The organism is Kiloniella majae (genome assembly GCF_002118315.1).
Classification (GTDB): Bacteria; Pseudomonadota; Alphaproteobacteria; order Kiloniellales; family Kiloniellaceae; genus Kiloniella; species Kiloniella majae.
In genome coordinates this window covers 310,158-333,073 of record NZ_MTSZ01000001.1, presented here as the reverse complement: position 1 = coordinate 333,073, position 22,916 = coordinate 310,158, and the positions used below count along the sequence as shown (strand labels likewise).

General features: G+C 44.9%; 24 protein-coding genes. 9 read left to right on the top strand and 15 right to left on the bottom strand.

Going from position 1 to position 22,916, the window contains the following annotated elements; translation table 11 throughout:
• Positions 1-11: 11 nt before the first annotated feature.
• On the bottom strand, positions 12-1,181 hold the full coding sequence (locus BKB51_RS01510) for a glutathionylspermidine synthase family protein (protein WP_085899324.1): 1,170 nt from the start codon (positions 1,179-1,181) through the stop codon (positions 12-14).
• 61 nt (positions 1,182-1,242) lie between these two features.
• On the bottom strand, positions 1,243-1,791 hold the full coding sequence (locus BKB51_RS01505) for a DUF1190 domain-containing protein (protein ID WP_085899323.1): 549 nt from the start codon (positions 1,789-1,791) through the stop codon (positions 1,243-1,245).
• Between the two features lie 257 nt (positions 1,792-2,048).
• Here BKB51_RS01505 and BKB51_RS01500 point away from each other — a divergent pair, with 257 nt between their 5' ends.
• The 4 genes from BKB51_RS01500 to BKB51_RS01485 all read left to right on the top strand — a co-directional run bounded on the left by BKB51_RS01500 (position 2,049) and on the right by BKB51_RS01485 (position 4,696).
• Positions 2,049-2,759 (top strand): hypothetical protein, encoded by a 711-nt coding sequence (locus tag BKB51_RS01500; protein WP_085899322.1) that lies wholly within the window; start codon positions 2,049-2,051, stop codon positions 2,757-2,759.
• Positions 2,760-2,905: 146 nt separating this feature from the next.
• Positions 2,906-3,427, top strand: coding sequence for a PAS domain-containing protein (locus tag BKB51_RS01495; RefSeq protein ID WP_085899321.1), 522 nt, complete (start codon positions 2,906-2,908; stop codon positions 3,425-3,427).
• Between the two features lie 221 nt (positions 3,428-3,648).
• Entirely contained in the window at positions 3,649-4,182 is a 534-nt protein-coding gene (locus tag BKB51_RS01490) for a PAS domain-containing protein (protein ID WP_085899320.1), read from the top strand.
• Positions 4,183-4,279: 97 nt separating this feature from the next.
• Positions 4,280-4,696, top strand: coding sequence for a VOC family protein (locus BKB51_RS01485; RefSeq protein WP_085899319.1), 417 nt, complete (start codon positions 4,280-4,282; stop codon positions 4,694-4,696).
• A gap of 42 nt (positions 4,697-4,738) precedes the next feature.
• Here BKB51_RS01485 and BKB51_RS01480 read toward each other — a convergent pair whose 3' ends face one another.
• The 6 genes from BKB51_RS01480 to BKB51_RS01455 all read right to left on the bottom strand — a co-directional run bounded on the left by BKB51_RS01480 (position 4,739) and on the right by BKB51_RS01455 (position 10,493).
• A complete protein-coding gene (locus BKB51_RS01480; protein ID WP_085899318.1) occupies positions 4,739-6,292 on the bottom strand; it encodes an L-serine ammonia-lyase, iron-sulfur-dependent, subunit alpha in 1,554 nt (517 codons plus the stop codon).
• A gap of 217 nt (positions 6,293-6,509) precedes the next feature.
• Positions 6,510-7,403 (bottom strand): dihydrodipicolinate synthase family protein, encoded by an 894-nt coding sequence (locus BKB51_RS01475; protein ID WP_085899317.1) that lies wholly within the window; start codon positions 7,401-7,403, stop codon positions 6,510-6,512.
• Between the two features lie 69 nt (positions 7,404-7,472).
• Positions 7,473-8,195 carry an amino acid ABC transporter ATP-binding protein gene (locus tag BKB51_RS01470; RefSeq protein WP_085899316.1) on the bottom strand — a complete coding sequence of 241 codons (723 nt, stop codon included), beginning with the start codon at positions 8,193-8,195 and terminating at the stop codon, positions 7,473-7,475.
• Complete coding sequence (locus BKB51_RS01465; RefSeq protein ID WP_085899315.1) at positions 8,192-8,854, bottom strand: amino acid ABC transporter permease; 663 nt, start codon at positions 8,852-8,854, stop codon at positions 8,192-8,194. Before BKB51_RS01465 ends, BKB51_RS01470 begins: the two co-directional genes overlap by 4 nt.
• 14 nt (positions 8,855-8,868) lie before the next feature.
• Positions 8,869-9,528, bottom strand: coding sequence for an amino acid ABC transporter permease (locus tag BKB51_RS01460; protein WP_085899314.1), 660 nt, complete (start codon positions 9,526-9,528; stop codon positions 8,869-8,871).
• A 149-nt stretch (positions 9,529-9,677) separates the two neighbouring features.
• The gene (locus BKB51_RS01455) at positions 9,678-10,493 is read right to left on the bottom strand and encodes a transporter substrate-binding domain-containing protein (RefSeq protein ID WP_218043933.1); all 816 of its coding nucleotides are present in this window, start codon (positions 10,491-10,493) and stop codon (positions 9,678-9,680) included.
• Between the two features lie 308 nt (positions 10,494-10,801).
• Between BKB51_RS01455 and BKB51_RS01450 the strand changes: the two genes are divergently transcribed.
• A complete protein-coding gene (locus BKB51_RS01450; protein WP_085899313.1) occupies positions 10,802-11,467 on the top strand; it encodes a GntR family transcriptional regulator in 666 nt (221 codons plus the stop codon).
• Positions 11,468-11,472: 5 nt separating this feature from the next.
• Here BKB51_RS01450 and BKB51_RS01445 read toward each other — a convergent pair whose 3' ends face one another.
• On the bottom strand, positions 11,473-11,922 hold the full coding sequence (locus tag BKB51_RS01445) for a PAS domain-containing protein (protein ID WP_158090108.1): 450 nt from the start codon (positions 11,920-11,922) through the stop codon (positions 11,473-11,475).
• Between the two features lie 210 nt (positions 11,923-12,132).
• Between BKB51_RS01445 and BKB51_RS01440 the strand changes: the two genes are divergently transcribed.
• Together BKB51_RS01440 and BKB51_RS01435 are read left to right on the top strand one after the other, a co-directional pair.
• Complete coding sequence (locus tag BKB51_RS01440; protein ID WP_198946597.1) at positions 12,133-13,122, top strand: phosphoribosylaminoimidazolesuccinocarboxamide synthase; 990 nt, start codon at positions 12,133-12,135, stop codon at positions 13,120-13,122.
• A 30-nt stretch (positions 13,123-13,152) separates the two neighbouring features.
• Positions 13,153-13,479, top strand: a complete 327-nt coding sequence (locus BKB51_RS01435; RefSeq protein ID WP_085899311.1) for an antibiotic biosynthesis monooxygenase family protein — start codon at positions 13,153-13,155, stop codon at positions 13,477-13,479.
• Between the two features lie 77 nt (positions 13,480-13,556).
• On the opposite strand, the gene BKB51_RS01430 is transcribed toward BKB51_RS01435, so the two are convergent.
• Positions 13,557-15,530 carry a methyl-accepting chemotaxis protein gene (locus BKB51_RS01430; protein WP_085899310.1) on the bottom strand — a complete coding sequence of 658 codons (1,974 nt, stop codon included), beginning with the start codon at positions 15,528-15,530 and terminating at the stop codon, positions 13,557-13,559.
• A gap of 354 nt (positions 15,531-15,884) precedes the next feature.
• On the opposite strand from BKB51_RS01430, the gene BKB51_RS01425 reads away from it, so the two are divergent.
• Positions 15,885-16,265: a rhodanese-like domain-containing protein gene (locus tag BKB51_RS01425; RefSeq protein WP_085899309.1), complete on the top strand. Its 381-nt coding sequence runs from the start codon at positions 15,885-15,887 to the stop codon at positions 16,263-16,265.
• An 85-nt stretch (positions 16,266-16,350) separates the two neighbouring features.
• Here the strand turns inward: BKB51_RS01425 and BKB51_RS01420 are convergent, their stop codons facing one another.
• From BKB51_RS01420 to BKB51_RS01405, 4 genes are all read right to left on the bottom strand, one after another.
• Entirely contained in the window at positions 16,351-18,426 is a 2,076-nt protein-coding gene (locus BKB51_RS01420) for a HAMP domain-containing methyl-accepting chemotaxis protein (protein ID WP_085899308.1), read from the bottom strand.
• A gap of 266 nt (positions 18,427-18,692) precedes the next feature.
• Positions 18,693-19,013, bottom strand: coding sequence for a quaternary ammonium compound efflux SMR transporter SugE (gene sugE, locus BKB51_RS01415; protein ID WP_085899307.1), 321 nt, complete (start codon positions 19,011-19,013; stop codon positions 18,693-18,695).
• A 132-nt stretch (positions 19,014-19,145) separates the two neighbouring features.
• Positions 19,146-19,790: a LysE family translocator gene (locus BKB51_RS01410; RefSeq protein WP_158090107.1), complete on the bottom strand. Its 645-nt coding sequence runs from the start codon at positions 19,788-19,790 to the stop codon at positions 19,146-19,148.
• Between the two features lies 1 nt (position 19,791).
• Complete coding sequence (locus BKB51_RS01405; protein WP_085899305.1) at positions 19,792-20,721, bottom strand: DMT family transporter; 930 nt, start codon at positions 20,719-20,721, stop codon at positions 19,792-19,794.
• 173 nt (positions 20,722-20,894) lie between these two features.
• Between BKB51_RS01405 and BKB51_RS01400 the strand changes: the two genes are divergently transcribed.
• The gene (locus tag BKB51_RS01400; RefSeq protein ID WP_198946596.1) at positions 20,895-22,280 is read left to right on the top strand and encodes an aminotransferase-like domain-containing protein; all 1,386 of its coding nucleotides are present in this window, start codon (positions 20,895-20,897) and stop codon (positions 22,278-22,280) included.
• A 25-nt stretch (positions 22,281-22,305) separates the two neighbouring features.
• On the opposite strand, the gene BKB51_RS01395 is transcribed toward BKB51_RS01400, so the two are convergent.
• Positions 22,306-22,791: a GNAT family N-acetyltransferase gene (locus BKB51_RS01395; protein WP_085899304.1), complete on the bottom strand. Its 486-nt coding sequence runs from the start codon at positions 22,789-22,791 to the stop codon at positions 22,306-22,308.
• Positions 22,792-22,916 lie beyond the last annotated feature (125 nt).

The window sequence follows — 22,916 nt, the reverse complement described above, 5'->3', positions numbered from 1 at the left end:
AATTACCTTGATCAATAAATAACATGAGGAAGAAAGCGAGAACTGTCTTTGGTAATCGGGGAGTTATCTTCACGTATTCCCATGCCACAGGGTTTGCTGGCAACAAGCCATGATCCGATTACAGTGTGATTTCCGTCGAACACAGGTAAGGGATGTAAAGCTTGAATGATGTGGCCTTCTTCACCGTAAGGACCTGCAATTTTCAAAGGTTGTTCACCTTGGCGCACCATCTCGATGTTGCTACCTTCTCTCGAGAACAGTGGTTTCTTTACATAGTCACCTTCAAGCTGTGTGGCACGTGGATCTGTCGAGAAATAGGCAGGCAAAAGATTGGGGTGCCCTTCGAACATTTCCCATAACAGAGGGAGCAACCCTTTGTTTGAAAGAATAGATTTCCATGCTGGTTCAATAAAGGTGACACCGCTTTGGGGAACGGATTTCCCGAAATCATCCGTCATGATCCATTCCCATGGATATAGCTTGAACAGTGTTCTTATGCCCATGTCGTCAAGGTCAGTGAAGTGCCCGTTCGCATCAATGCCGATTTCTTCCATGAACAGGAAGCTGGTTTCCAGTCCTGCCTGGGTGGCGCATTCTTCAAGGTAGCGGACGGTGCCTTCATCTTCTGGCGAATTCTGGCATGAAGCCAGATGAAGTTTTCCATCGATATCTTTGTTGCGCTGCAGCGTCTGGAAGGCCTCTACAAGCCGTTCATGAATGGAATTATACTGGTCACACCCTTTCGGAATCAGATCAAGTTCCATCGCTTGTTCCAGCCAAAGCCACTGAAAAGCAGAACTTTCATAGAGCGATGTGGGGGTGTCAGCATTGTATTCCAGAAGCTTGGCCGGGCCTTGCCCGTCATAGGAAAAATCAAGCCGCCCATAGAGGTTCTTTTCCTGGTTGAGCCAACTTGCGCGTATATAGTCCCAAAAGTCTGCAGGAATGGCGAGTTTAGTGAGTATTTCTTCGGAATTGATTGCCCGTTGCACAACTTCAAAACAAAGGTTTTCAATCTCTTCGCTGGGATCTTCTATGTCATTTTCGATCTGGCTCAGACTGAAACGGTAACAGGCGCTTTCATCCCAATAGGGAGCATCGTCAATTGTATGAAAGTCAAAGCCCAGGCTTTCGGCCTGTGTTTTCCAGTCGTCACGTTGTTCCAGCGAAATACGTTGCATTTATTCTCTGTCTTGATTGGGTATTTAATACCTGTATGGGATTTTATAGCGAAAAGGAGCCTTAACCACCAAAGCTACGACGTGAGGAGGTCATCTTTGGCGCACTTGCCCCAAAACCACCCCGTCGGATCGTACTTGTTTTTGTGGTCGGGGCCTTTGCAACATTCGCAGGAACTTTCGAAACACCTGTTTTTCCCGCAACTTTTTGATTATCACCAGTTCTAAAGTTTTTCGGATCATCCGCTGATCTGTAAAGTGGCTGTGTTGCGACGCGGGAACCGCCACTTAACATATTGCCCATCATATAGCCCATCATTAAAGGCATAAAGACAGAGCCACCACTTGATGTTTGTACAGGGGCGATTTCACACTGTGTTGAACCGAAATCAGCCTCACAATCTTCAACAGAGGTATATTTGGGCGAGACACGAATGTGCTCGTCTTTGGCAAGTTGCATATTTTCTTCGCAAGATGTCCGATCAAAACCATCTTGCTGAGAACACTGATCTACATTTTCAAAAACGGCGACATCTTGTGGCTCTTCACAGGCACTCAAAGCAAGAACGCTTGCACCCATTAGCGCAAGTTTTAGCGATTTTGATCTTTTCATGTAATGAAATTCCGTGTTCGGTGGATAGTTTATTGTTGTTTTCAAGTGTTAATGTATGTTTTCGGGCAGCTGTTGCAAGAGTAAAATCAAGTAACTGAACAAGAAACGGCCAGATCATGAAAATACTTTTCCTGATCATCAGCGATAGCCAATCCAATTCGAGAATATAAATGTGTTTGTTCGTGGTGCTATTCGTTGGCACATAAATTGCTTATTTAGTTGTACATGTTTTTTGTTCACACGGATGGATAAGGGCAATGCTGCTAAGTAGGACGAACGCTGTAGTCGAGGCAAACCAAAGGGTTAGTCGGGTTGAAGAACAATTGAAATTGACGAAGATTCAGGCTGCAAGAGATTACAACCTGGCAAAAACTGCCTATGCGTCAAATGAGAGTGCGGCAAAAAGTGTAGCATCTTCCTACAAAGATATTACGACAGGCAAAAAGGACCCGGTTGTTGAGACCGCCGGGGCCATGACTTTGGCGGGCGCACAGACTTCTCAAACGCTTTTTTATGCTCAGCAAATTGCATCTAACGTGCCGGAGGCCGATGTTAGCAAATTCATGACACCTTTAACTGAAGATCAGGGTGATCATGATAAATCTGTTGCGGCATTCAAGGAAATTATAGGCCAAACACCAGGTGAACGGATGCGCGCTCAGGTCTTGAGATCTCTTGGTTTGACCGAAGACGATCTAAAGAATATGTCACCTGAAGATCGAAAAAAGATTGAAGAAAAGATAGCCAAGCTCATCGATGAGAATGTCAAAAACTCGGTGTCAGAAAATTTCACACCTGCGAGTGAAACTGATCTGGAAAATGGTGAGAAGAACCAGCTACAGGCAAATTTGAACCTTGGTAACGAACAAGGGGATAAGTCGCTTGCCGGAGGGGAAAAACAGAATCTCTCGGTTGATGAACAGCAAAGAGATGGTATTCGTAAAACGATTTTACAGAATATTATTTAAGCGAATATTTTTTCAAGAGGCTGGGTTTTTATCGCAAGCTAATAAATACTTTTCATAGTTGAAATATAGCTTTTCGTATATCTTATATTTACGTATATTGTCCTAAGATTATTCTGTTTCGTGCAGTTTCAAATGGGGTTTAAAGAGTGGGACAATACGCTGATCTTGATAATTTGGCAGCGCCGGTCAGAGCTATATACGAATACTGGGACGCATTACCAAAATTTCAGGGATTACCTTTAAAATCCTCTCTCGATCCCCTTGATATGCCTTTGGAATATCTGCCGTATGTTTTTCTTGTTCAACTGGAATACAATCCTTTTGCCGCTTTGATCCGCCTGCAGGGCACTTATATCAACCACTCACTTGGGGAATATTTTACCAACAAGTATATTGATGAAAGTACTTTTGGGGAGAGTGCGTCAACTATTCTGGCCGGTTATGAAGAAGCTGCGATCAAACGCGCTGCCTATGTCTCTCACGAAGAGGTCCATGCGATATCCGGACAGACAATGGTTATTGAGGCCATTCATCTGCCTATGGTGGATGAACAGGGGAAGGTTATTTATTTTCTGGGAGCACTATCGCGAATTTCTGGTTCTACCAACCATGATCACGAATTCCGCGGACGTCGGTGGGATGTTAAGGTCGTTAACAAGATCGCCTGATCGTGCCTTTATTCAGCTTCCATTTTCATTTCTCTATCTAATAGTAACTTTAGAAGGGTTTTGCCTTTCTATGCCCACTAATGTTCGGTGACCTTAAAAAGGCAGGGTGGTGACGATCAGTCGAATTTCTTATGGTTGAATTATAAAATATAGTTTATCATATGTTTAAGTATACTGAGCCATATGTACGGTTTGACGATGCTACCAGGGGATAGTGAAACGTGGAACAGTCCACTGATTTAACCACTGATTTGAATAGCCTGACAGCTCCTGTTAAAGGTGTGTATGACTATTGGCAATCTCTACCAAAGTGTAGGGGCTTACCTCTCAAGTCAGCGTTGGCACCTATGGAAATTCCGTTGGAGTTTCTACCCCATGTCTTCCTTATGGAACTTGAATACAATCCTTTTGCCGCTCTGGTTCGTTTACAGGGTACTTATATCAATTATTCACTGGGTCAGCATTTTACAGACAAGTATGTTGATGAAAGTACCTTTGGGGAGAGTGCTGCGGCTATTCTTGATAGTTATGAAGAAGCGGCAATAAAACGTGTTGCCTACGTTTCTCAGGAAGAAGTCCTTTCTACATCGCAGCAAAAAATGCTGATTGAGGCTATTCATCTTCCCATGGTAGATGAGGAGGGGGACGTTAAATTTATTCTGGGAGCTTTATCCCGACTTTCAGGTTCGGAGAATTCTGACCAAGAGTTCAGGGGGCAACATTGGGATGTAAAGATAAGAAGCCAGATCGGTTGATGCACCTGATTTTATTCTCTAAATATGTAACGTTTTCGCTAAACTTTTATCGAAGCTTTATATAGATACACTTAGTTTAAGGGTAAGAGAAATAGAAATGCCGGACTATTCTCAGCGTCCCAAAATTAATCAATCCATTGTTTTTACCTACTGCGATGATCTTGAATTGGCCTCTGAATTTTTTCGAGAGGTTATGGAGCTGGAATTTGTTGTCGATCAGGGAGCTTGCCACATCTATCGGTTGACTGATTTGAGCTATTTAGGTGTTTGCTGTTTGCCGGATCGACCCGGTTCAGTATCCCGTTTTCAGGCTGGTGTTATGATCACGATCGTGTCTGATGATGTTGATGGGTGGCATGATTTTCTAACGTCAAAAGGTGTTAAATATATCAAGAAACCAAGTCATTCAGAGCGTTTTTCTGTCTATAGCTCTTTGTTTGAAAGCCCACACGGGTATCGAATAGAAATTCAAAATTTCGATGACAAAAACTGGCATAAGAAAACTATAGGATAGCTGGATAATCAGCCTGTTATTTTACTTACTTTTCTTTCTAACTTACGTTTGTTTTCTTTCCAACTTAGCCTCAAGGGCCTTGGCTGTTGGTGTCATGGCCAAACCTCCTTTTCCGGTACATCGCAGCTCACAGGGCAGGGATTGTCCGACCTTGTGCATGGCAATGATTACTTCATCCAAAGGAATAAGGTGGTCAAAGCCTGCCATTGCCATATTTGCGGCTGACAATGCATTGCCGGCCATCATAACATTTTTGCCCAAGCAAGGGGCTTCGACGCGATTAGCGACGGGATCACAAACAAGGCCAAAGGTGTTTTGAAGAGCCATGGATGCTGCGGCGAGACATTGATCAAACGATCCGCCAAGCAATGTTACCAATCCGGCTGCGGCCATACCGGAACCTGACCCGGTTTCAGCCTGGCACCCTCCGATTTCAGCAGAAAAGGTCGCCATGCGGGCAATGAAAACACCAATCAGACCTGCTGCCAGCATTGCCTTTACTTTTTGATCTTCGTCCATGTTAAGGGCTGTTGCGACACCAAGGCAGGTACCGGGCAGAGTGCCGCATGACCCAGCTGTCGGCGCGGCAACGATAACTCCCATCGAGCTTTTTACATCCATCAGGGCTGTTACCGAGAGAATAGCATCGTTGTATAAGCCCATATTAAGAAAAGAATTTCCGGCTATTTTTTGTTTAAAGGACGGAGCCTGTGCTGGATAAATTCGATCCATGTACTGCGTACCTTTGATGCCATCTGCAATAGATTTTTCAAGGATGCGCACAATATTGCGCATTTTTTCAAAGACTTGCTGTTCCGATATATTGCCGCGGGCACTTTCGTATTTTAAGGCGAGTTCCCAAAGTGAAAGGTTTTTATCCTTGTTATATGAGATCATCTCTTCGCTAATTGTGAAGGGAAGTTTCATTTGGGTTGAGCTTGCAACCGGAAGGATCGGGGCGAGGTTTTTAATCGCTTTTATCCTATACTCGCTGGGTAAGTCTTGTTTTGATAGAGCCTGTTGCCCTTTTATCTGAAGAACTTTCCCTTGTAATCCGTGATGTTCCTGTACGGTGTCGATAAAAGGCAAACCAGTTACATGTTCATAAAGATTGGTATCTTCAGTCCAAACAAAAGTTTCATGGTAATCGCCATAGAGCGAAAGATTTATGTCATCAATGGCGATGATTTCAATAATACCGCCGCCAATTGAAATCGCTAGAATGCAGCAACTTTCAGTATCATTGGTTAGGGTTAGCTTGTAGGTATTGGGGTGTGTTGCGCCATAGTCGCTTATTGCTATTTCAACATCTGTCCCCTCAGCTTCGAGATATTTTTGCGCATCGACCATACGGTCATCTGTAATATCCCACCCCAATAACCCGGTGAACAGCCCCATATCAGAACCCTGACTGTCATGGGTTGGTTCAAGTGATCCCTTTGGATCATACTCAATCAGTACTTTGGTAAACTCTCCGTTCATGTAATCGCGCCCCAACCGGCCAATTCTATAGGCCGCGGCGACGTGAGAACTTGAGGCTCCGCGCATGACAGGGCCAATGGCATCGTTGAGAATAGAAGGGAAGTAGTTATCCATTGTCTGACCTTATTGTTCTCTGGCCCGTTATTCTTTGGCCTATTGTTCTTTGACCTGTCGTTATCAAGTTAGGCTTGATCGTTGGTATTGTATCTTAATAAAATCTGTTCACCCATGGGCGTTTTCTTAGGGACGATTTTGCCTGAAAACCGGAAAGAAAAAGCTGGACGAGGCAGCAGAGCTCGCCCAGCCAAGTTACTCTCAGCGATAGGGAAAACTAGAGAGTAGGAAGCTCGGGACGGCAAGCGATTGCGTCGCGGATAGTTTTTTCTGCCTTTTCACGCTGTGCACCAATCAGTGGCATACGTGGCATACGACAACGATCATTAGAGCCAAGTTCAATCTGTTCAGCCAATTTGATGTTTTGAACAAGGTAAGTCGAGACATCAAGATCAAGCAGAGGGCGGAACCAGCGGTAGATTTCAAGGGCTTCCTGATTGCGGCCAGCTTGCATCAGGCGGTAGATCGCAACAGTTTCATTAGGGAAAGCAACCACAAGACCGGCAACCCAACCGATAGCACCAACGCTCAGAGCTTCGTATCCAAGGTTATCAACGCCAGTGAAAACATCAAAACGATCACCGAACTTGTTAATAATTTCAGTTGTGCGGCGAATATCGTCAGAGCTTTCTTTGATGGCAACGAAGCGTTTTTCATCGGCGAGTTCTTCCATGATTTCCGGTGTTACATCAACACGGTAAGCAACGCGGTTGGAATAGATCATGATTGGAAGATCGCTTGCTTCGGCAACTTGACGCATGCTTGCGACAGTCTCACGCGGATCTGTGTGGTAAATAGGGCTTGGCACAAGCATGATACCATCAGCGCCAGCTTCCTGAGATTCCTGAGCCATTGCACAGGCGTCACGGGTTGCAGCTTCGTTGATTGTCATGATCGCCGGTTTATCACGAGTGGACTCTTTTGCTGTTTTAAGAACAGCAATTTTTTCTTCTTTAGAAAGCATGGAGCCTTCACCAAGAGAGCCTGCGACGATCAGGCCATCACAACCTGCATCCATTTGATAATCAAAGCAGCGTTTCATTTCTGCATGATCGAGATTATCGTTCTCATCGAACTTTGTCGTGACGGCTGGGATAACGCCTTTCCACATGGTCTTTTTCCTGTACTGATTTCAAAAACGGTTAAGGGTAGTATATTTTATCCGAAAGAACAGTAATTCCTATCGGACGTTTGCTAAAAACTTTTGGGTGTGAACAGATTGTGGCGCGCCAAAGATCTGTTCTGGTGGGCCAACTTCTTCCATGACGCCCTGATGGAAGTAAGCAACCCGATCTGACACGTCGCGGGCAAAGCCCATTTCGTGGGTTACACAGATCATGGTCATGCCTTCTTCGGCCAGAAGTCTCATGGTATCCAGAACTTCACCTACCAATTCGGGATCCAGAGCAGAGGTTGCTTCGTCAAACAACATATATTCAGGTTCCATTGCCAGTGCCCGGGCAATAGCCAGACGTTGTTGTTGTCCCCCCGATAATGCAGAGGGATAAACATCCAGTTTATCGCCAAGCCCGACGTGTTTGAGTTGCTTTTCTGCAATGGATTTTGCCTGATCTCTGGATACCTTTTTGACGATCTTGGGTGCCAGAGCAACATTTTCCAAAGCGGTGAGATGAGGAAAGGAATTCCATTGTTGAAAGACCATTCCTAAGCGCTGACGCAGCTTATTGATGTCAGTTTTTTTGTCATGGACAGTCGTGCCGTCAACAACAACCTGGCCTTTTTGTATCTCTTCCAGTCCATTGATACAGTAAAGCAGCGTTGATTTCCCTGACCCGGAAGAGCCAATGATACTGAGAACTTCGCCTTTACTGACGTTCAGGTCGATCCCCTGTAGTACATGGAGAGCCCCGAAATATTTATGGAGTTGTTTGATCTCGATCATGAGGCCCAACCTTCTTCGAGCTTTTTGGAGTATTTGGATAGGGGGTAAGACAGGGCAAAGTAGAATGCCCCTGCGCATGCCAGAATTATAAAGGGTTCCTGTGTTCTGGTGATAAGGATCTGGGATGCTCTGAGCAATTCCAGATAGCCCAGAACAGAAACGAGAGCACTATCCTTGATCACGCTTAAGGCAACACCAACCCACGAAGGGAAGACAGCCCGCAGGCCTATTGGCCAGACGACGTAACGCAAGTCCTGCCAATAAGACATCCCAAGCGATCTTGCTGCACGGCGCATGGGGGTACCAACGGCGTCGATACCTCCGCGCACAACGTTGGCGACAAGGGCGGCCGTGTAGATGCTTAAAACAAAAGCACCGGCAGCAAAGGGACCCATTTTCCAGCCAATGATCGGAAAAAAGTTATAGAACAGGATTAACTGGATAATCAAAGGAACGGACCTGAATATGTCCAGTATGGTTCCAATGGTTGCCTGTGCGAACCATTTGGACTCTTGTAGGGCCCATCCGAAAACGCAGCCTAAAGCAGTACCTATTGTAATGGAGACTGTTGAAATTCCCAATGTACGCCCAGCTGCTTCACCCAGAAAAAGTAAATCCGAGATCTGGAAGTCGCTGAAAAAGGAAGCAGAATTACTCATCTAATTTTCCTCTCTCAATATCTGAACAATCGTCTGGCAAGAAGATTTGATGCCAGAAGAATTATTTTGACGATGACATAATAAATGACAGCAGTCACAGCGAAGTATTCGAAAATACGGTAGGTTTTTGAGGCAAAGAACTGGGTTTCACCAGATAGTTCACGAAAACCGACCAGCATCCCAAGCGAGCTCATAAGAACAGCCCAAACCATCTGGTTCGTCATGGGGTGATAAACAATTTTCAAAACCTGAGGGATAATAATACGGACATAGGTCTGTATTGCTGTCATCCCGAGTGATCTTGCTGCGCGTACCTGGGTTTCCGGAACCGCTAGAAAACCACCACGGAAGTTTTCAGCCAGATATCCTGCATTGTTAAAGGTCAATCCCGCCAACACAATCAAATAGGGCGAGAGATGAAGACCAAAGGCACCTAAGCCAAAGCCAAAGAAAAACAGCTGGAAGAGGGCAGGTGTATTTCTGGCGATCTCGACCCATGTTGTTGCGATCTGGCGCAAGGGTGTAGGTCCCTGCATACGAAGTAACGCAAGCCCCAGCCCGATTGCAATACCAAGCAACATGGACAATACAGCTACTTCCAATGTCAAGAGACCTGCTTCCAACAACTCCGGAAGTTTTCTTAATACCGGGCGCCAGTGAAAATTATAATCCACAAGTATTACTCCAACTAATCCCGGCAAAGCACTGATCAAACACACTAAACCGTGCTTTGCCGAGAAGAAGAATGTTCGGTGAATAATCACAGATCGTCATGATTGCCAAACATCCTTAAGCGGTGCCATTTGCCTGATACAATTAGGCCTTAGTATAGAACACCGGGAATACGCAGTTCTGGGGCTTCGCCACCAACATAGGTATCCCAGAGTTCCTGATAGCGACCAGAACGGACCTGATGGGTTACAAAAAGATTCAGATAGTTCAACCAGGTCACATCTTTACGCGGGCCAACAACTGATGTGTAGTCTGTAGTCCACGGCATACGTGGGCCAGCATCAATAGTGTCATATTTTTCTACGATTGGTTTCACAGCAGTGTTTGTTGTGATGCCAACATCAGCTTTACCTTGTGCAACGGCCAGGAAAACTTCATTTTCGCTTTGATATCCTTGATAGAGGTTTTCTGTACCCCATTCTTTTGCAATCTTGAGAAATTCCTGTTCCGGAACTGTGCCTACAGCCGCGGCAACGCGCTTGCCCTTCATATCTTCGAATGTCTTGATGCCTGTGTCTTTACCCACAACAGCCTGTGCATAATAGATTGCGTAAGGAATTGAGAAACCAACGGTTTTGGCGCGGGCGAGGGAATCAGACGTGCCACCAAAAACAACATCAGCAGAATTGGTCACGATAACGGGTAAACGCTCTGCCCAAGTAACCGGAAGGATTTCGTGTTCAACTTCGAGAGCCGCGGCGAGATCTTTACAGTACTCGACATCAAAGCCTGCAGGCTCGTTGTTAGCATCGCGATAACCGATAGGGGGAAAGTCTAGAACAACGCCACAACGTAGAACACCTTCGTCAATAACATCATCCAGTTTATCAGCTTGTGCTGCCGGCTGAGCAACTAATGCGGCCAAGCATCCGCCAAGTGCCAGTGTTTTCATAAAACTTTTAATCATTTTTTCCTCCAACTGTTGAATTTTCTTCTTACTTTTTTGCACCCAACCCATGTTTGGCACCCCAACTCATATTTGAGGCAGACATTTTGGGGTTAACGCTTTGGGCCAACCTTTTGATTTTTTTGTCTGGTTCTTGGCGGCTTAATTATTGTATAATGCAGATTGTATACAATATTCAATATAAATTTTTGCATTATGATCTCAGCTTTAATAAATTTGCCTGAGAACCAAGTGTGAAAATAAAATGATGTCTTTGTTACAAAAGATTTTTTTTGCGTAGCAAGGATACTTTTCTGAGGAGAAAAATAGTGAAAATTTTTGCAACGAACCTGGCAAAAACAGCTTCTTCTTCAGATATAATCTACGATGCGTTGCGGGATTCTATTATCAGCGGACAGATTCAAGCAGGGGAGTCTATGCGACAAGCTCATATTGCTGAGCTGTTCAATGTGTCGCGTATTCCGGTCAGAGAAGCTTTGAAAAGGCTGGAGGCACAAGGCTTGGTACAGTCCCTTCGCTATAAGGGCTATGTGGTTTCTCCTTTGTCCCATGCCGAGATGGAAGAGATATACGAAATCCGGGCCAATCTGGAGCCGATCGTTATTGAAAAATCTGTCGCCAATATGAGTGAAGAGACACTGGAAGAGGCAAAAGACTATTGTGACAGCTTCTCTTCGGAAACGGAGGCGTCAAAATGGGGGGAATGGAACCGACTGTTCCACGAAACCCTATATAGAGATGCTGAGCGGCCCTATCATCTCAAGTTAGTAGGTGAAGCGATTGATCGGGTTGATTCCTATCTTCGGGCACAGTTGGTTCTAACCAATGGGATGGAAGTAGCTATAGGCGAACACCACGGGATTCTGGAAGCTTGTTTACAACGAGATGGTGTGTTGGCAGCAAAAAGAACGAGAGAACATATTCTCGGGTCTTATCGGGTGTTGATCGATTATCTTGGCAACCAATCAAGATAATCCGATTAAACAGTATGACTTTTTTTCTTGAGAAGGATGCTGACCAGAAGGCGTGTCACATCTGTACCGTTATCTGACAAGGGAAGCATCAGGCGGGAATATTTAATATAATCCTTGTCCAGCCAACTGGCATCCAGGTCATGTAACGTTGGCTCTTTATGGGTAACAACATATTTAAATTGGGTTGTTACCTGATCATATACAGGGCCAAGAATAATGTCTTCGACGAATTTTCCAGTGTAATCGATACCCCATATTTCAACCACTTTTGTCCCCATTAAAGTTGCTTCGTAACGAAGAGGATCTCTGTGAACTTTATAAAGGCAAAGATTTGGAAGAAGACAGGGAAAGTCGATGGGATCTATATCTTTTCGGCCGGGGGCAAAGCTGTCACCACGTTTTTTATCCCAGTAATCATAGAGTTGTTTATGTTCCGGGTAAGCAAACTCTAACATTAGCATCCTATAAATGAAGCACAGTAGTGGTTACTGCGATTACCTAATAATGACACAAACAGGGGCAATTGAAAATTCTGTTTGTGACTGGGTGATACAAGATCTTGTGAACAGGCAAGAGGGGTGATATTTAAGCCAGATCATTCACGGGTGACTGAGCTAAGAAAGAGACACCCTGAGCAAGATTATATTCTTTAGGGAACCATCGCGATGGGCGACAAAAATCAGGACTTTCAGCAAGCGCTAATAAACAGGCTTACTGACGCCACTTATCCAGAACTTCCGAAGCATTACCAAGGCAAGGTTCGGGATGCGTATGATCTTCCTGATGGACGTCGGATCATGATTGCGACGGATAGACAGTCTGCATTTGATCGTATTTTGGCTGCTGTGCCTCACAAAGGACAGGTTCTGAACCAGACCGCTCGTTTCTGGTTTGAAAAAACAGAAGATATTTGCCCGAACCATGTAATCAGCTTTCCAGACCCAAATGTTGTTATTGGGCGTAATCTGGAAATGTTGCCGATTGAAATGGTGGTTCGTGATTACATGACAGGGTCAACAGAGACATCGATCTGGCCCATGTATCAACGCGGAGAGCGTAACCTTTACGGTCACGATTTTCCCGAAGGTCTTATGAAGAACGAAAAGCTTCCAGAGACGATTATCACGCCGACAACCAAAGCGGCTCAGGGGGACCATGATGCCCCGATTACGGCAACGCAAATTGTGGATCAGGGCATTCTGTCCAAAGATGTATGGGAAGAACTTGCGCGGTTATCCCTGGCTCTTTTTGCGCGCGGTCGTGAAATTGCTGCAAAAAATGGACTTATTCTGGTCGATACAAAATATGAATTTGGTGTTGATCAGGATGGTCGCATTACTTTGGCTGATGAAATCCACACACCGGATTCAAGTCGTTACTGGATTGCCGAGAGCTATCAGGAGCGGATGGATAAGGGATTGGAGCCAGAAAGTCTGGACAAAGAATTCTTGCGCTTATGGGTCAGTCAGCGATGCGATCCTTACAAAGATGATATTCCTGATATTCCGGATGAAACGCTGGAGATCTTCAGCGAAAAGTATATCAACCTGTTTGAAAGGGTGACGGGCGAGACCTTTAAGCGTGAAAGCTTTGACCAGCCGTTGAGAGAGCGTATTCGGGATAATCTTGCCAAGATTTTACCAGAGTACTTTTAAGTATAGTCCTTTGCAGTGAGGGGGCGTGTGATGCCCGAGCAATCATATTGCTACATATGGGAATTTATCGTCAAAGACGGCGCGAATAACCATTTTGAAGACTTCTATGGTGCCGAAGGTGATTGGGTTCAGCTCTTTACAATGGGGGCTGGCTATATCAGGACCGAGTTGGTCCAGGATCAATCAGATCCTCAACGTTATCTGACAGTTGATTATTGGGATACTGAAGAAGATTTTCATGAATTTAAGAAAATCTTTGGTCAGGAATATAACGACCTTGATCAGGAATGCGAAGGCCTGACGCTCAAAGAGAGAAAGATTGGCGAGTTCGCCAATCTAAACGCGGCCTTTCATTAAATAGCTGCCTCTGTCTGCTTTGAAATTAAGACTACGGCCACACTTTTCTAAGTGTGGCCGTGGTGACTTTGGGGGGGTTACGCAGCTTTTACCTGTTGGATAAAGCTCGATACGTAGGAATTGAGTTTCCCAGATTCGCCAGATAGCTCAACCGATGCTCGTTTTACCTGATTGGCAGCGGCTTCGCTTTCTTTGGCTGTATTGCTGACATTATTAATATTCTGGGTCACGGAATCTGTACCGTTTGCCGCACGCTCAACGTTGCGGGCAATTTCCTGAGTAGCGGCCATCTGTTGTTCAACTGCTGCGGCAATGGCCGAGGCAATTTCATCCATTGTGCTAATGGTTTTTCCTATTGAACCTATGGCCTGAACCGCATCTCCTGTTGCATTTTGTATGCCTGTGATCTGGCTACCGATCTCTTCTGTTGCACTAGAGGTCTGGCTGGCGAGGCTTTTAACTTCTGATGCGACAACGGCAAAACCTTTACCGGCTTCACCAGCCCGGGCCGCTTCGATTGTTGCATTAAGAGCAAGAAGATTAGTTTGCTCGGCAATGTCGTGGATAAGGGCAAGAACTTCGCCTATCTTCTGGGCAGAATGATCAAGGCCCTGAATAACAGCGTTGGTGTCATTGGCCTGTTTGACAGCATCCGAGGCCACTTGAGTAGATTTGCTGACCTGTAAGCCAATTTCTTTAATGGAAGCTGCAAGTTGTTCTGAGGCCGAGGCGACTGTTTGCACATTTGACGAGGCTTCATTGGCAGCATTTGCAACAGCAGTTGATTGTTTGCTGACTTGATCAGCTGAATTATTCATTGAACTTGCGGTATCTTCCATTTGATCCACAGCGCCATCAACCGACCCAAGGATTTGTTTTATCTGTGCCTCAAAATCTTCGGTTAGCTGATTAATACTGTTTGATCGTTTAAGCTTTTCTGCCTGCTCTGCTGCCTGTGCAATGGCGAGTTCTTCAGCTTTGATCATGTTTTCTTTAAAGACGAGAACGGCCCGCCCCATTTCACCGAGTTCATTTGTTCTGTCTGTGACGGATACATCTGTATCTTTATTACCAGCGGCTAAAACAGTCATGCTATCGGTTAGTTTTTTGAGCGGCGTAGTAATGCCTTTGCCAATTAAAATCCCGATTGCAAAAACAGCGAAAGTGATGACCACGATCAATGTTAATGTTAAGTTCTGGCTATCAGAAATTGCCGACGTCCCTGTTAAAGCAGCTTGACGAAAATTCTCTTGAGTACTGGCGAAAACAAGGGCGAAGTGTGGTTCCATCTCTGCAAATATGGCACTCAGAACTTTGATGTCTTCTTGCGTTTGAAGTCTTGTGGCTGCTAGCGCTTTAAAGTCGTTTAGATAAGACGTCATAAGCGTGGTGATTTCTTGTTTCGCGGCTGGCGGGATGTCCGCTTTGGCCAGATCGGCACTGAATTCTTCCTGGCGTGTATCCATGCGACCAACGTATTTGTCTTGAAGACGCAAGAGAAAATCTTTTTCATGGCGTCGCATCATCAACATGGTGACAAGCAAACGATCGCTTTTGAATTCCTTTAGTTTGCTTTCAACATTGTGAACTGATTTTCTCAGCTTACCTCGCAATCCTGCCTCTTCATTTAATCCCATTTTCAGCCATTGACTGGTGACCAGCTTAAACTGGGATTGATACTTTTTAATGCCGTCCTGGGTTGTATCTATGGCTTTGAGAACTTCCGGCCCTGTAACCAGACTTCTTAGCTGGGTTAATTGACTGGATGCTTTGGTGATCACCTCGGCATGTTGTCCGATATACTTTTCATTTAGCCTGATCAGAAAATCTTTTTCGCGTCTGCGGGCATTGAGAAATTCATACTTTACACTGGAAACCAACTCCATTGCCTGTGCCGAGCGTGTTTGAGTTTCTTGTGAAGAGAGCACCGTTTTAGAACTGGTGAAGAGGATACCACCGACAATAATAAAGCCAATTAGGGCAATAACACTTGTTAAATTGACTTGGTATGCCAGTTTTAAATTGCGGAAAGAAAGCTTTGACAGAGACATGAAACGACCTCTTCTAAACAGGTTAAAAGACAACACACATGTTTTTGAAAAAGTGGGGGAACTACTGCCTTCAACCCCAACAATGGGTTAAATATTACGGTTTTATCATTAATTTATGATTAAATGGGCCATTTAGGATTGTTTCTAGTTTCTGCAAGTTGTCCTCAAGCGTGTTTGCATGGCTTTCTACTCTGTACTTTTTGGATTGTTGTTGGCTGGTTTCTTGGAACTAACGAAAATTTAGTTTTCAGGATTTAAAATCTGACATAAGTTTTTCACGTAATTATTTTTTGATCATCGTGTAGATTAGGTGAATATTTCTCAAACCTGAGAGGATTAAAGGAGAACTAGGTTATGATTAAGTCCGTAGTGGAGATTGTGGCGCAAGCTAAGGCAGAGGTGCCAACAATCAGTCCCGCCGGGTTAATGGAAGTATTGGGTCAGAGCAACGTAGTTGTTGTTGACGTCAGGGATGCACAGGAACTGAAAGCAACAGGTATGGTCCCGGGGGCGATTAATATTTCCCGAGGTATGCTGGAATTCAAGGCGGACCCCACAACGCCGATGCACCAGAAAGAATTGACGCGCGACAAGATGATTGTTCTTTACTGTGCGTCTGGTGGGCGCTCGGCGCTCAGTGGAAAAGTTCTGATGGATATGGGCTACGAAAACGTTCGTAATCTTGGCGCGATCAAGGACTGGGTTGATGCCGGTGGAGACGTTGAGTCGCCTTAATAAAATTATTTAGAACATATTTCGAAAAGATAACAGGCCAAATTCATAACTGGAATTTGGCCTGTTATCTTTTTACTTAGATTATTTAGGAGGCCCTTAATCCTTGAATGAAGTTATCAACTTCAGATCGGAGTGTTTCAGACTGTTTCGAAAGTTCTCCTGCCGCTTCTAGGACCTCGCTTGAAGATGCTCCAGTTTGCTCAGCAGCTTGTTGAACCGTTGTTATATTTGTTGAAACTTGTTGGGTGCCAACTGCTGCTTCTTGGACGTTTTTTGATATCTCTTGAGTGGCACTCGTCTGCTGATCTATTGCCGCGGAAATGGATGTTGTATTTGTGCTTATGTTCTTGATGATTTCGGTAATTCCTTCAATAGAACGTACTGTACCATTTGTTGCATTTTGCATCTGAGTAACCTGAATTGAAATGTCTTCAGTTGCTTTTGCAGTTTGATTGGCAAGAGATTTAACTTCACTGGCAACAACGGCAAAACCTTTTCCAGATTCTCCAGCTCTTGCCGCTTCTATTGTGGCATTTAAGGCTAGTAAATTTGTTTGCTCTGCGATGTCTGAAATCAATCCAACTACTTCGCCAATTTTTTGGGCTGCGTCTGAAAGCCCCTTCACATTTTCATTTGCAGTATCTGCATCATTAACTGCTTTTTGTGCAATTGTTGTTGATTCTTCAATCTGTCGATTAATTTCCCCAATAGAAGCAGAAAGCTCTTCTGTCGCAGACGCAACTGTTTGGACATTTGAAGAAGCATCTTCTGAGGCCGAGCGAACAGCATTTGACTGCGTATTGGTTTCTTCAGCTGTAGAAGACATTGACTGAGCCGTATGTTGCAACTCTGTCGCCGCTGAAGATACTGTGCTGATGATAGATCCCACACTACTTTCAAATTTGTCTGCCATTTCTTCTGTTCGGCGTTTATTCTCTTCTTCAATGCGTTGATCTTGCTCTAACTTCTCTGCCTGCATTTTTTTCACTGCAATTGCATTATCTTTGAATACTTGAACAGCAGAAGCCATATGTCCAATTTCGTCTTTTTGCCCAATGGCTGGAATTTCTGTATCCAGATCTCCTTGGGCAAGGTCGTTCATTGCGGAAGTCATGTTGTTAACTGGTCCTGCGATCATGCGACCTGTGAAGAATGATAAAATTATACCAACGATAATCGCACCAATAGATATTACAGCTGTAATTACCACAGTTTCTTCCATAGATTTTACAGCGCGTGGGCCTAGCTCATCCTGGAGTGCTTTGTTTTGGAGTTTTAGTTGCTCGGTTTCATCGGCAAGTTTTGGGCCAATAACATCAAGACTTCCTGTAATAATAGTATTTCTTTCGCTGATGGTTTTAACAGTTTCCTTGAACGTAATCAGATACTGACTAGCGAGGTCTTTTACTTCCTGAGCCAATTTTTGGCGGGTAGGATTTTCAAGCTCTTGAAGCATATTATCAGCTGTGGTGCTAAAGTTTGTTAATTCAGATATAGAGCGCTCTGCGCTGGCAGCTGTGTTATCTACCAAATAGCGGGTCGCATAAAGCCTTGCCAATAGCAGATGCCTTAGTGTAATTCCGGCCATGTAGCTGGCTGATGCGTCTCCATCCTTATAGGCACTTTCCATGATGTTTGTTAGGCTTTTTTCAGAGAGAGGACCTATTGTGTTCATCTTTTCTACTTGTTCATTTCGCTGGTTAACGTGCTCTCTTACTTTTTGAAAAGATTCTTGATATGTCAGCATATCTTTAGAGGCTTTATCCATCAGCTCAATAGCTTCCGGGCGTTGAAATAAGCTTTTTGATTCGTTGATAAGATCGACTGTTATTTGAATCCGTTGGGATACTTTTTCTGCAGATGAATCTTTGTTTGTTTTAATGTAATCTTTCGCGAAAAGTCTTGCTGTCAGTAGGTTGGCCTGAATACGCCCCATCTGATTGGTTTGTAAGGCATATGAACGGTATTCAGAGAAGTTTTTTTCTGCCCGGGAAGTACCGTTATAAGAAATGAAACCAACAACAGCGAGAAGAAATAAGGTAAGAGCTGAGCCCAGACCTATCTTCATTCCTACCTTCATATTTGTAAAAAAGTTGGTACGAGAAGAGTGTCGTGGTAATGAAACTTCTGTCTCTTGATCTTTAATCGTAGTGTTAAGCATGTTTCAAGCCTTGGTTTGTTTCGATTCCCCCCGCATGACTCACATACTATCGTATGTAGTAAGTTAATTTACTCTTAAATTTTTAATGAAAATAATGCATCTTGTGCGTGTGTAATGCCATCTGTAAATGATGAATTATATATGTACACTAAAGAGTAAAAGGTTAAATTTGAATTTAATTGTTATAAATTTATTTCAGGATATGAGTGCTAGTCTTTGTTATATGAAAAGTTATTATCTTAAATTTAGCAGGTAGGTAATTAACATTAAATCGGCGAAAAGACCTTTAGTCCGACGATGCCAGAAACGATGAGAAGCAGGCAGATAATGCGCATGATGTCGTGGCTTTCGTTAAACAGGATCATGCCTAAAATGGCGACCCCAACGGTTCCTATGCCTGTCCAGACAGCATAGGCCGTACCCACAGGGATCGTTTTCATGGCAGCGGATAGAAGCCAGAAGCTGAGCGCCATGGCGGCAATCGTCAAAAGGGAAGGGACAAGCTTGGTCCAGCCATCAGCGTATTTAAGCCCGATAGCCCACCCACATTCGAAAATACCCGCCAGTACAAGATAAACCCAAGGCATTGTTTTCACTCCACAAGAAAGAAATTGTCATTTCTCTTCTCATGGCGTGGTCGTTGTTTCAAGTTGTTATACCTGTTTTTCAGGTGAGGTTTATTTGGAATAGTATCTTCAGGAATTCTCTCTCTCGGAATTTCATTTCATTGTTAGCAGCTTGAAACTGGCAAAGCCAAAGATCAAAGCGGCTGTGCCTTCAATCCAGCGTCTGAATGATTGATAGAGCGCGATCATTTTTTGTGTCGAGAAAGCCAGTGCATACCCGCCAAAGACAAGAACGCCCAACAGAATACATCCGCCGACAATAATAAAGGTGATACTGGTAGGCGCATCCGGCTTGATGCCAACGGCTATAATGGATACCCAAGCGAAGATAGATTTCGGATTTGTCAGGTGGATACCCAGGCCGAGGAGGAAATATTGAATATTACTGCGGGTTTTTCCTGTTTTCATTGCTTTCGGGGCATGGGACCCCAGGGCAGACTTTAATGATTTATAGGCGAGCCATAGTAGGTACAGGCCACCAATAATGCGAAGTGCAGTCATCAACCATGCAAAGGATGAAAGAAGGCTGGAAAGGCCGATAGCAGCCAGCATTCCCCATGTCAAAGATCCGATTATAACACCAGACGCTAATAACAGGCCAGGTTTACGCCCTTCACTCATAGAGGTGGACATAATCGCCAGGTTCGCGGGGCCCGGGCTAATTGTTGCGACAAGATAAGCAACATAAGAAACAGCTATCGTCGAGAGATAGGGGGGAATATCCTCAAGGCCTGACATTTCACGATCCTGCGTTTGTTGCGTTGATGCTCGCCAGATTATTGGCAGAAGGGGATGCGGGAGCATTGTTTTGCCCGAAACGTTTTGCTCCGGCGACACAGAGAACAACGGCAAGGGTTACGATCATCATTGCCATGTTTACAGTTTCCCCCAGAAGAAGGGCCGCGAGTATCAGACTGAAAAAAGGTTGCAGGAGTTGGAGTTGACCGACAGAGGCGATCCCTCCTTCGACCAATCCACGATACCAGAAGATAAAGCCAATCAGCATGCTAAAGAGAGAGACATAGGCCAAACCGACCCAGGCTGGTGTTGTCACATCACTAAAACTGTCAGGCATCGTATAGAAAGTAATCGGGATCATCAGCGGTAGTGAAAGAACGAGGGCCCAAGAGATAACTTGCCATCCCCCTAGTCGTCGCGACAATTTTGCCCCTTCGGCGTAGGCAAGCCCACAGAGCACAATTGCAGCAAACATAAGAAAATCCCAAAGACTGAAGGATCCGGCACTTTCAATAAGGGCGTATCCAGCGACCAAGGCTGACCCCAATAGTGAGAATAGCCAAAATATTGCCTGTGGTTTTTCATTCCCGCGAAGGACGCCGAATATAGCCGTAGCAAGCGGAAGCAAGCCAATGAAGACCGTCGAATGGGCGGCTGTTACATGCTCTAATGCATAGGCCGTGAGTAGGGGGAAGCCAACAACAACACCAAGAGCCACGATTAACAGGGAAAGCAGGTCTTTTGCCCGTGGACGTTTTTCCCTGAATACCAATAGAAGCGCGAGGCCAAGTAACCCGGCAATGCTCCCCCGTGCCAACGTCAGGAAGATCGGGTCAAAAGAACCAACGGCAGCGCGTGTTGCAGGCAGGGAAGCACTGAAAATCGTCATGCCAATAAAGCCATATATCCAGCCTTTGTTTATGTTCTTCATAACCTACCGTCCTGTCATTTTTTGCCCATGCGGAATTGGGCGCCGAAATGGAATTAAAGGGGATAAAGATGTTACCCGGCCTCGATACCTATGTAGGTTGCCAAAGAAAACTGTACCAGATACAGTTAAGTACAGTTTGATTAAACTGTACTGGTTACGGAATAGGTACAGATATGATGTTGGCAGAAGAAACGACACTGGTTGAACGAGCAATGGATGCGATCAGACAGCGGATTGCTGCTCGTACACTTGCACCCGGGGCAAAGTTACCCTCTATCCGTCGCTTTGCCGATGATATGCAGGTTTCCAAATCAACCATTGTCGATGCCTATGATCGTCTCTCAGCCGAAGGAATTATCATATCGCGACCCGGATCAGGGTTTTATGTGGCAGGACAATTGGCGCCTTTGTCTTTGGCGGAAATCGGCCCCAAACTGGATCGGGAGGTTGATCCCCTATGGGTATCACGGCAGTCGCTAGATGCGGGAAGAAATTTCTTGAAGCCGGGGTGTGGGTGGATGCCACCGTCGTGGATGCCGGAAACATCTATTCGCAAGGCTTTGCGATCTCTATCACGGGCGAATGATACAATTTTGACTGAATATGGATCGCCATTGGGATTGTCAGAATTGCGCCAGTTTCTTGCCAGACGGGCAGGAGGGCACGGTATCGATGCCAGCCCGGATCAAATTATTCTCACAGGGTCTGGTACGCAGGCTATTGACCAGCTTTGCCGATTTTTGCTTGAACCGGGGCATTGCGTGGTTGTTGATGATCCCTGTTATTTTAACTTTCACGCGCTTTTAAGGGCGCATCGTGCAAAGGTGATTTCGGTACCATTTACTCCTAATGGCCCGGATGTCGGGGCATTTGAGCAAGTCTTGATTGAGCACAAACCAAAGCTTTACATTACTAACTCGGGTTTACATAACCCCACAGGCGCAACCTTGTCCCCTGTTGTAGCTCATAGGGTTCTAAAGCTTGCTGAACAACACAATCTGACCATTATTGAAGATGATATCTTTGCGGATCTGGAGCATGAACACGCACCGCGCTATGCTGCTTTTGACGGTTTAGAGCGGGTTGTTCATATCGGCAGCTTCTCAAAAACACTCTCGGCTTCTGTACGCTGCGGTTATATTATTGCCCGGCCAGACTGGATTGATAGTTTGGTGGATCTGCGCATTGCTACGTCGTTTGGGGCAGGACATTTTTCAGCTGAACTTGTGTTGTCGGTTTTAAAAGACGGCAGCTATCGTAAACATCTGGATGCTCTGAAAACAAAGTTGGCCGATACAATGGGTACTACGGCTGCCCGTTTGACCTCGCTGGGGATCAAACCGTGGATAGAACCACGTGGGGGCATGTTTCTCTGGTGTGAATTGCCCAAAAGTGTAAATGCTGCTGATTTGGCACAGCGTGCCTTGGCCCGTGACGTCATTCTGGCACCCGGTAGCGTTTTCAGTATTACGCAATCCGCTGATAACTATATCCGTTTTAATGCTGCCCAATCACAGAACCCCAAGATATTCGAGGTACTAGAAGATCTGTTGAGATAAGGGGACATTCTATATAGATCGTTATCTAGATGATCTTTTCCATCGTGATATCTGTGCTTTTGTAACCAAGCGATGCATAGAGTGCGTGTGCTGTTTTGTTAAAGGCAAAGACATGCAATCCAATTCTATTGATACCAAGTTTCTTTATCTCTGCTTCTAACGCCAGCATGGTTGCTTTGCCCAATCCCTTGCCACGTTCTGCCAGATTAATTTCAATATCATAAATGAAAGCGGTCTTTTTACCGTAGTCTTCCTTGACGGCGAACCACAGTGCTCCAACGGGTTGTTCCGAAGCATTTAAAATAGTGAAGATATAGTTATCCGGCGTGTTTACACCTTTTGGCAGGCTTGTTGCGTATGATTCTTCGGACAGTTTCTGTGCGTTTTCAAGGCTGTATCCTGACTGTGCTTTGTCTTCCGCATAGGCTTTAATACCGCGCTCACGCCAGACAGGGTAATCTGCTTCGGTCATCGGTACAAGAATAGCTGTACGGCCAGTTTGAATGCTCACGTCTTAAGTTCCTTATCAATAAGGGTGCTCTTAAATGTATTATTTTCAGATGACATGTTAATTATAGGTTGTATTTTTTAGTATGAATGGAAAACACTGATATGAAAAGGAGCCACAATAAAAAT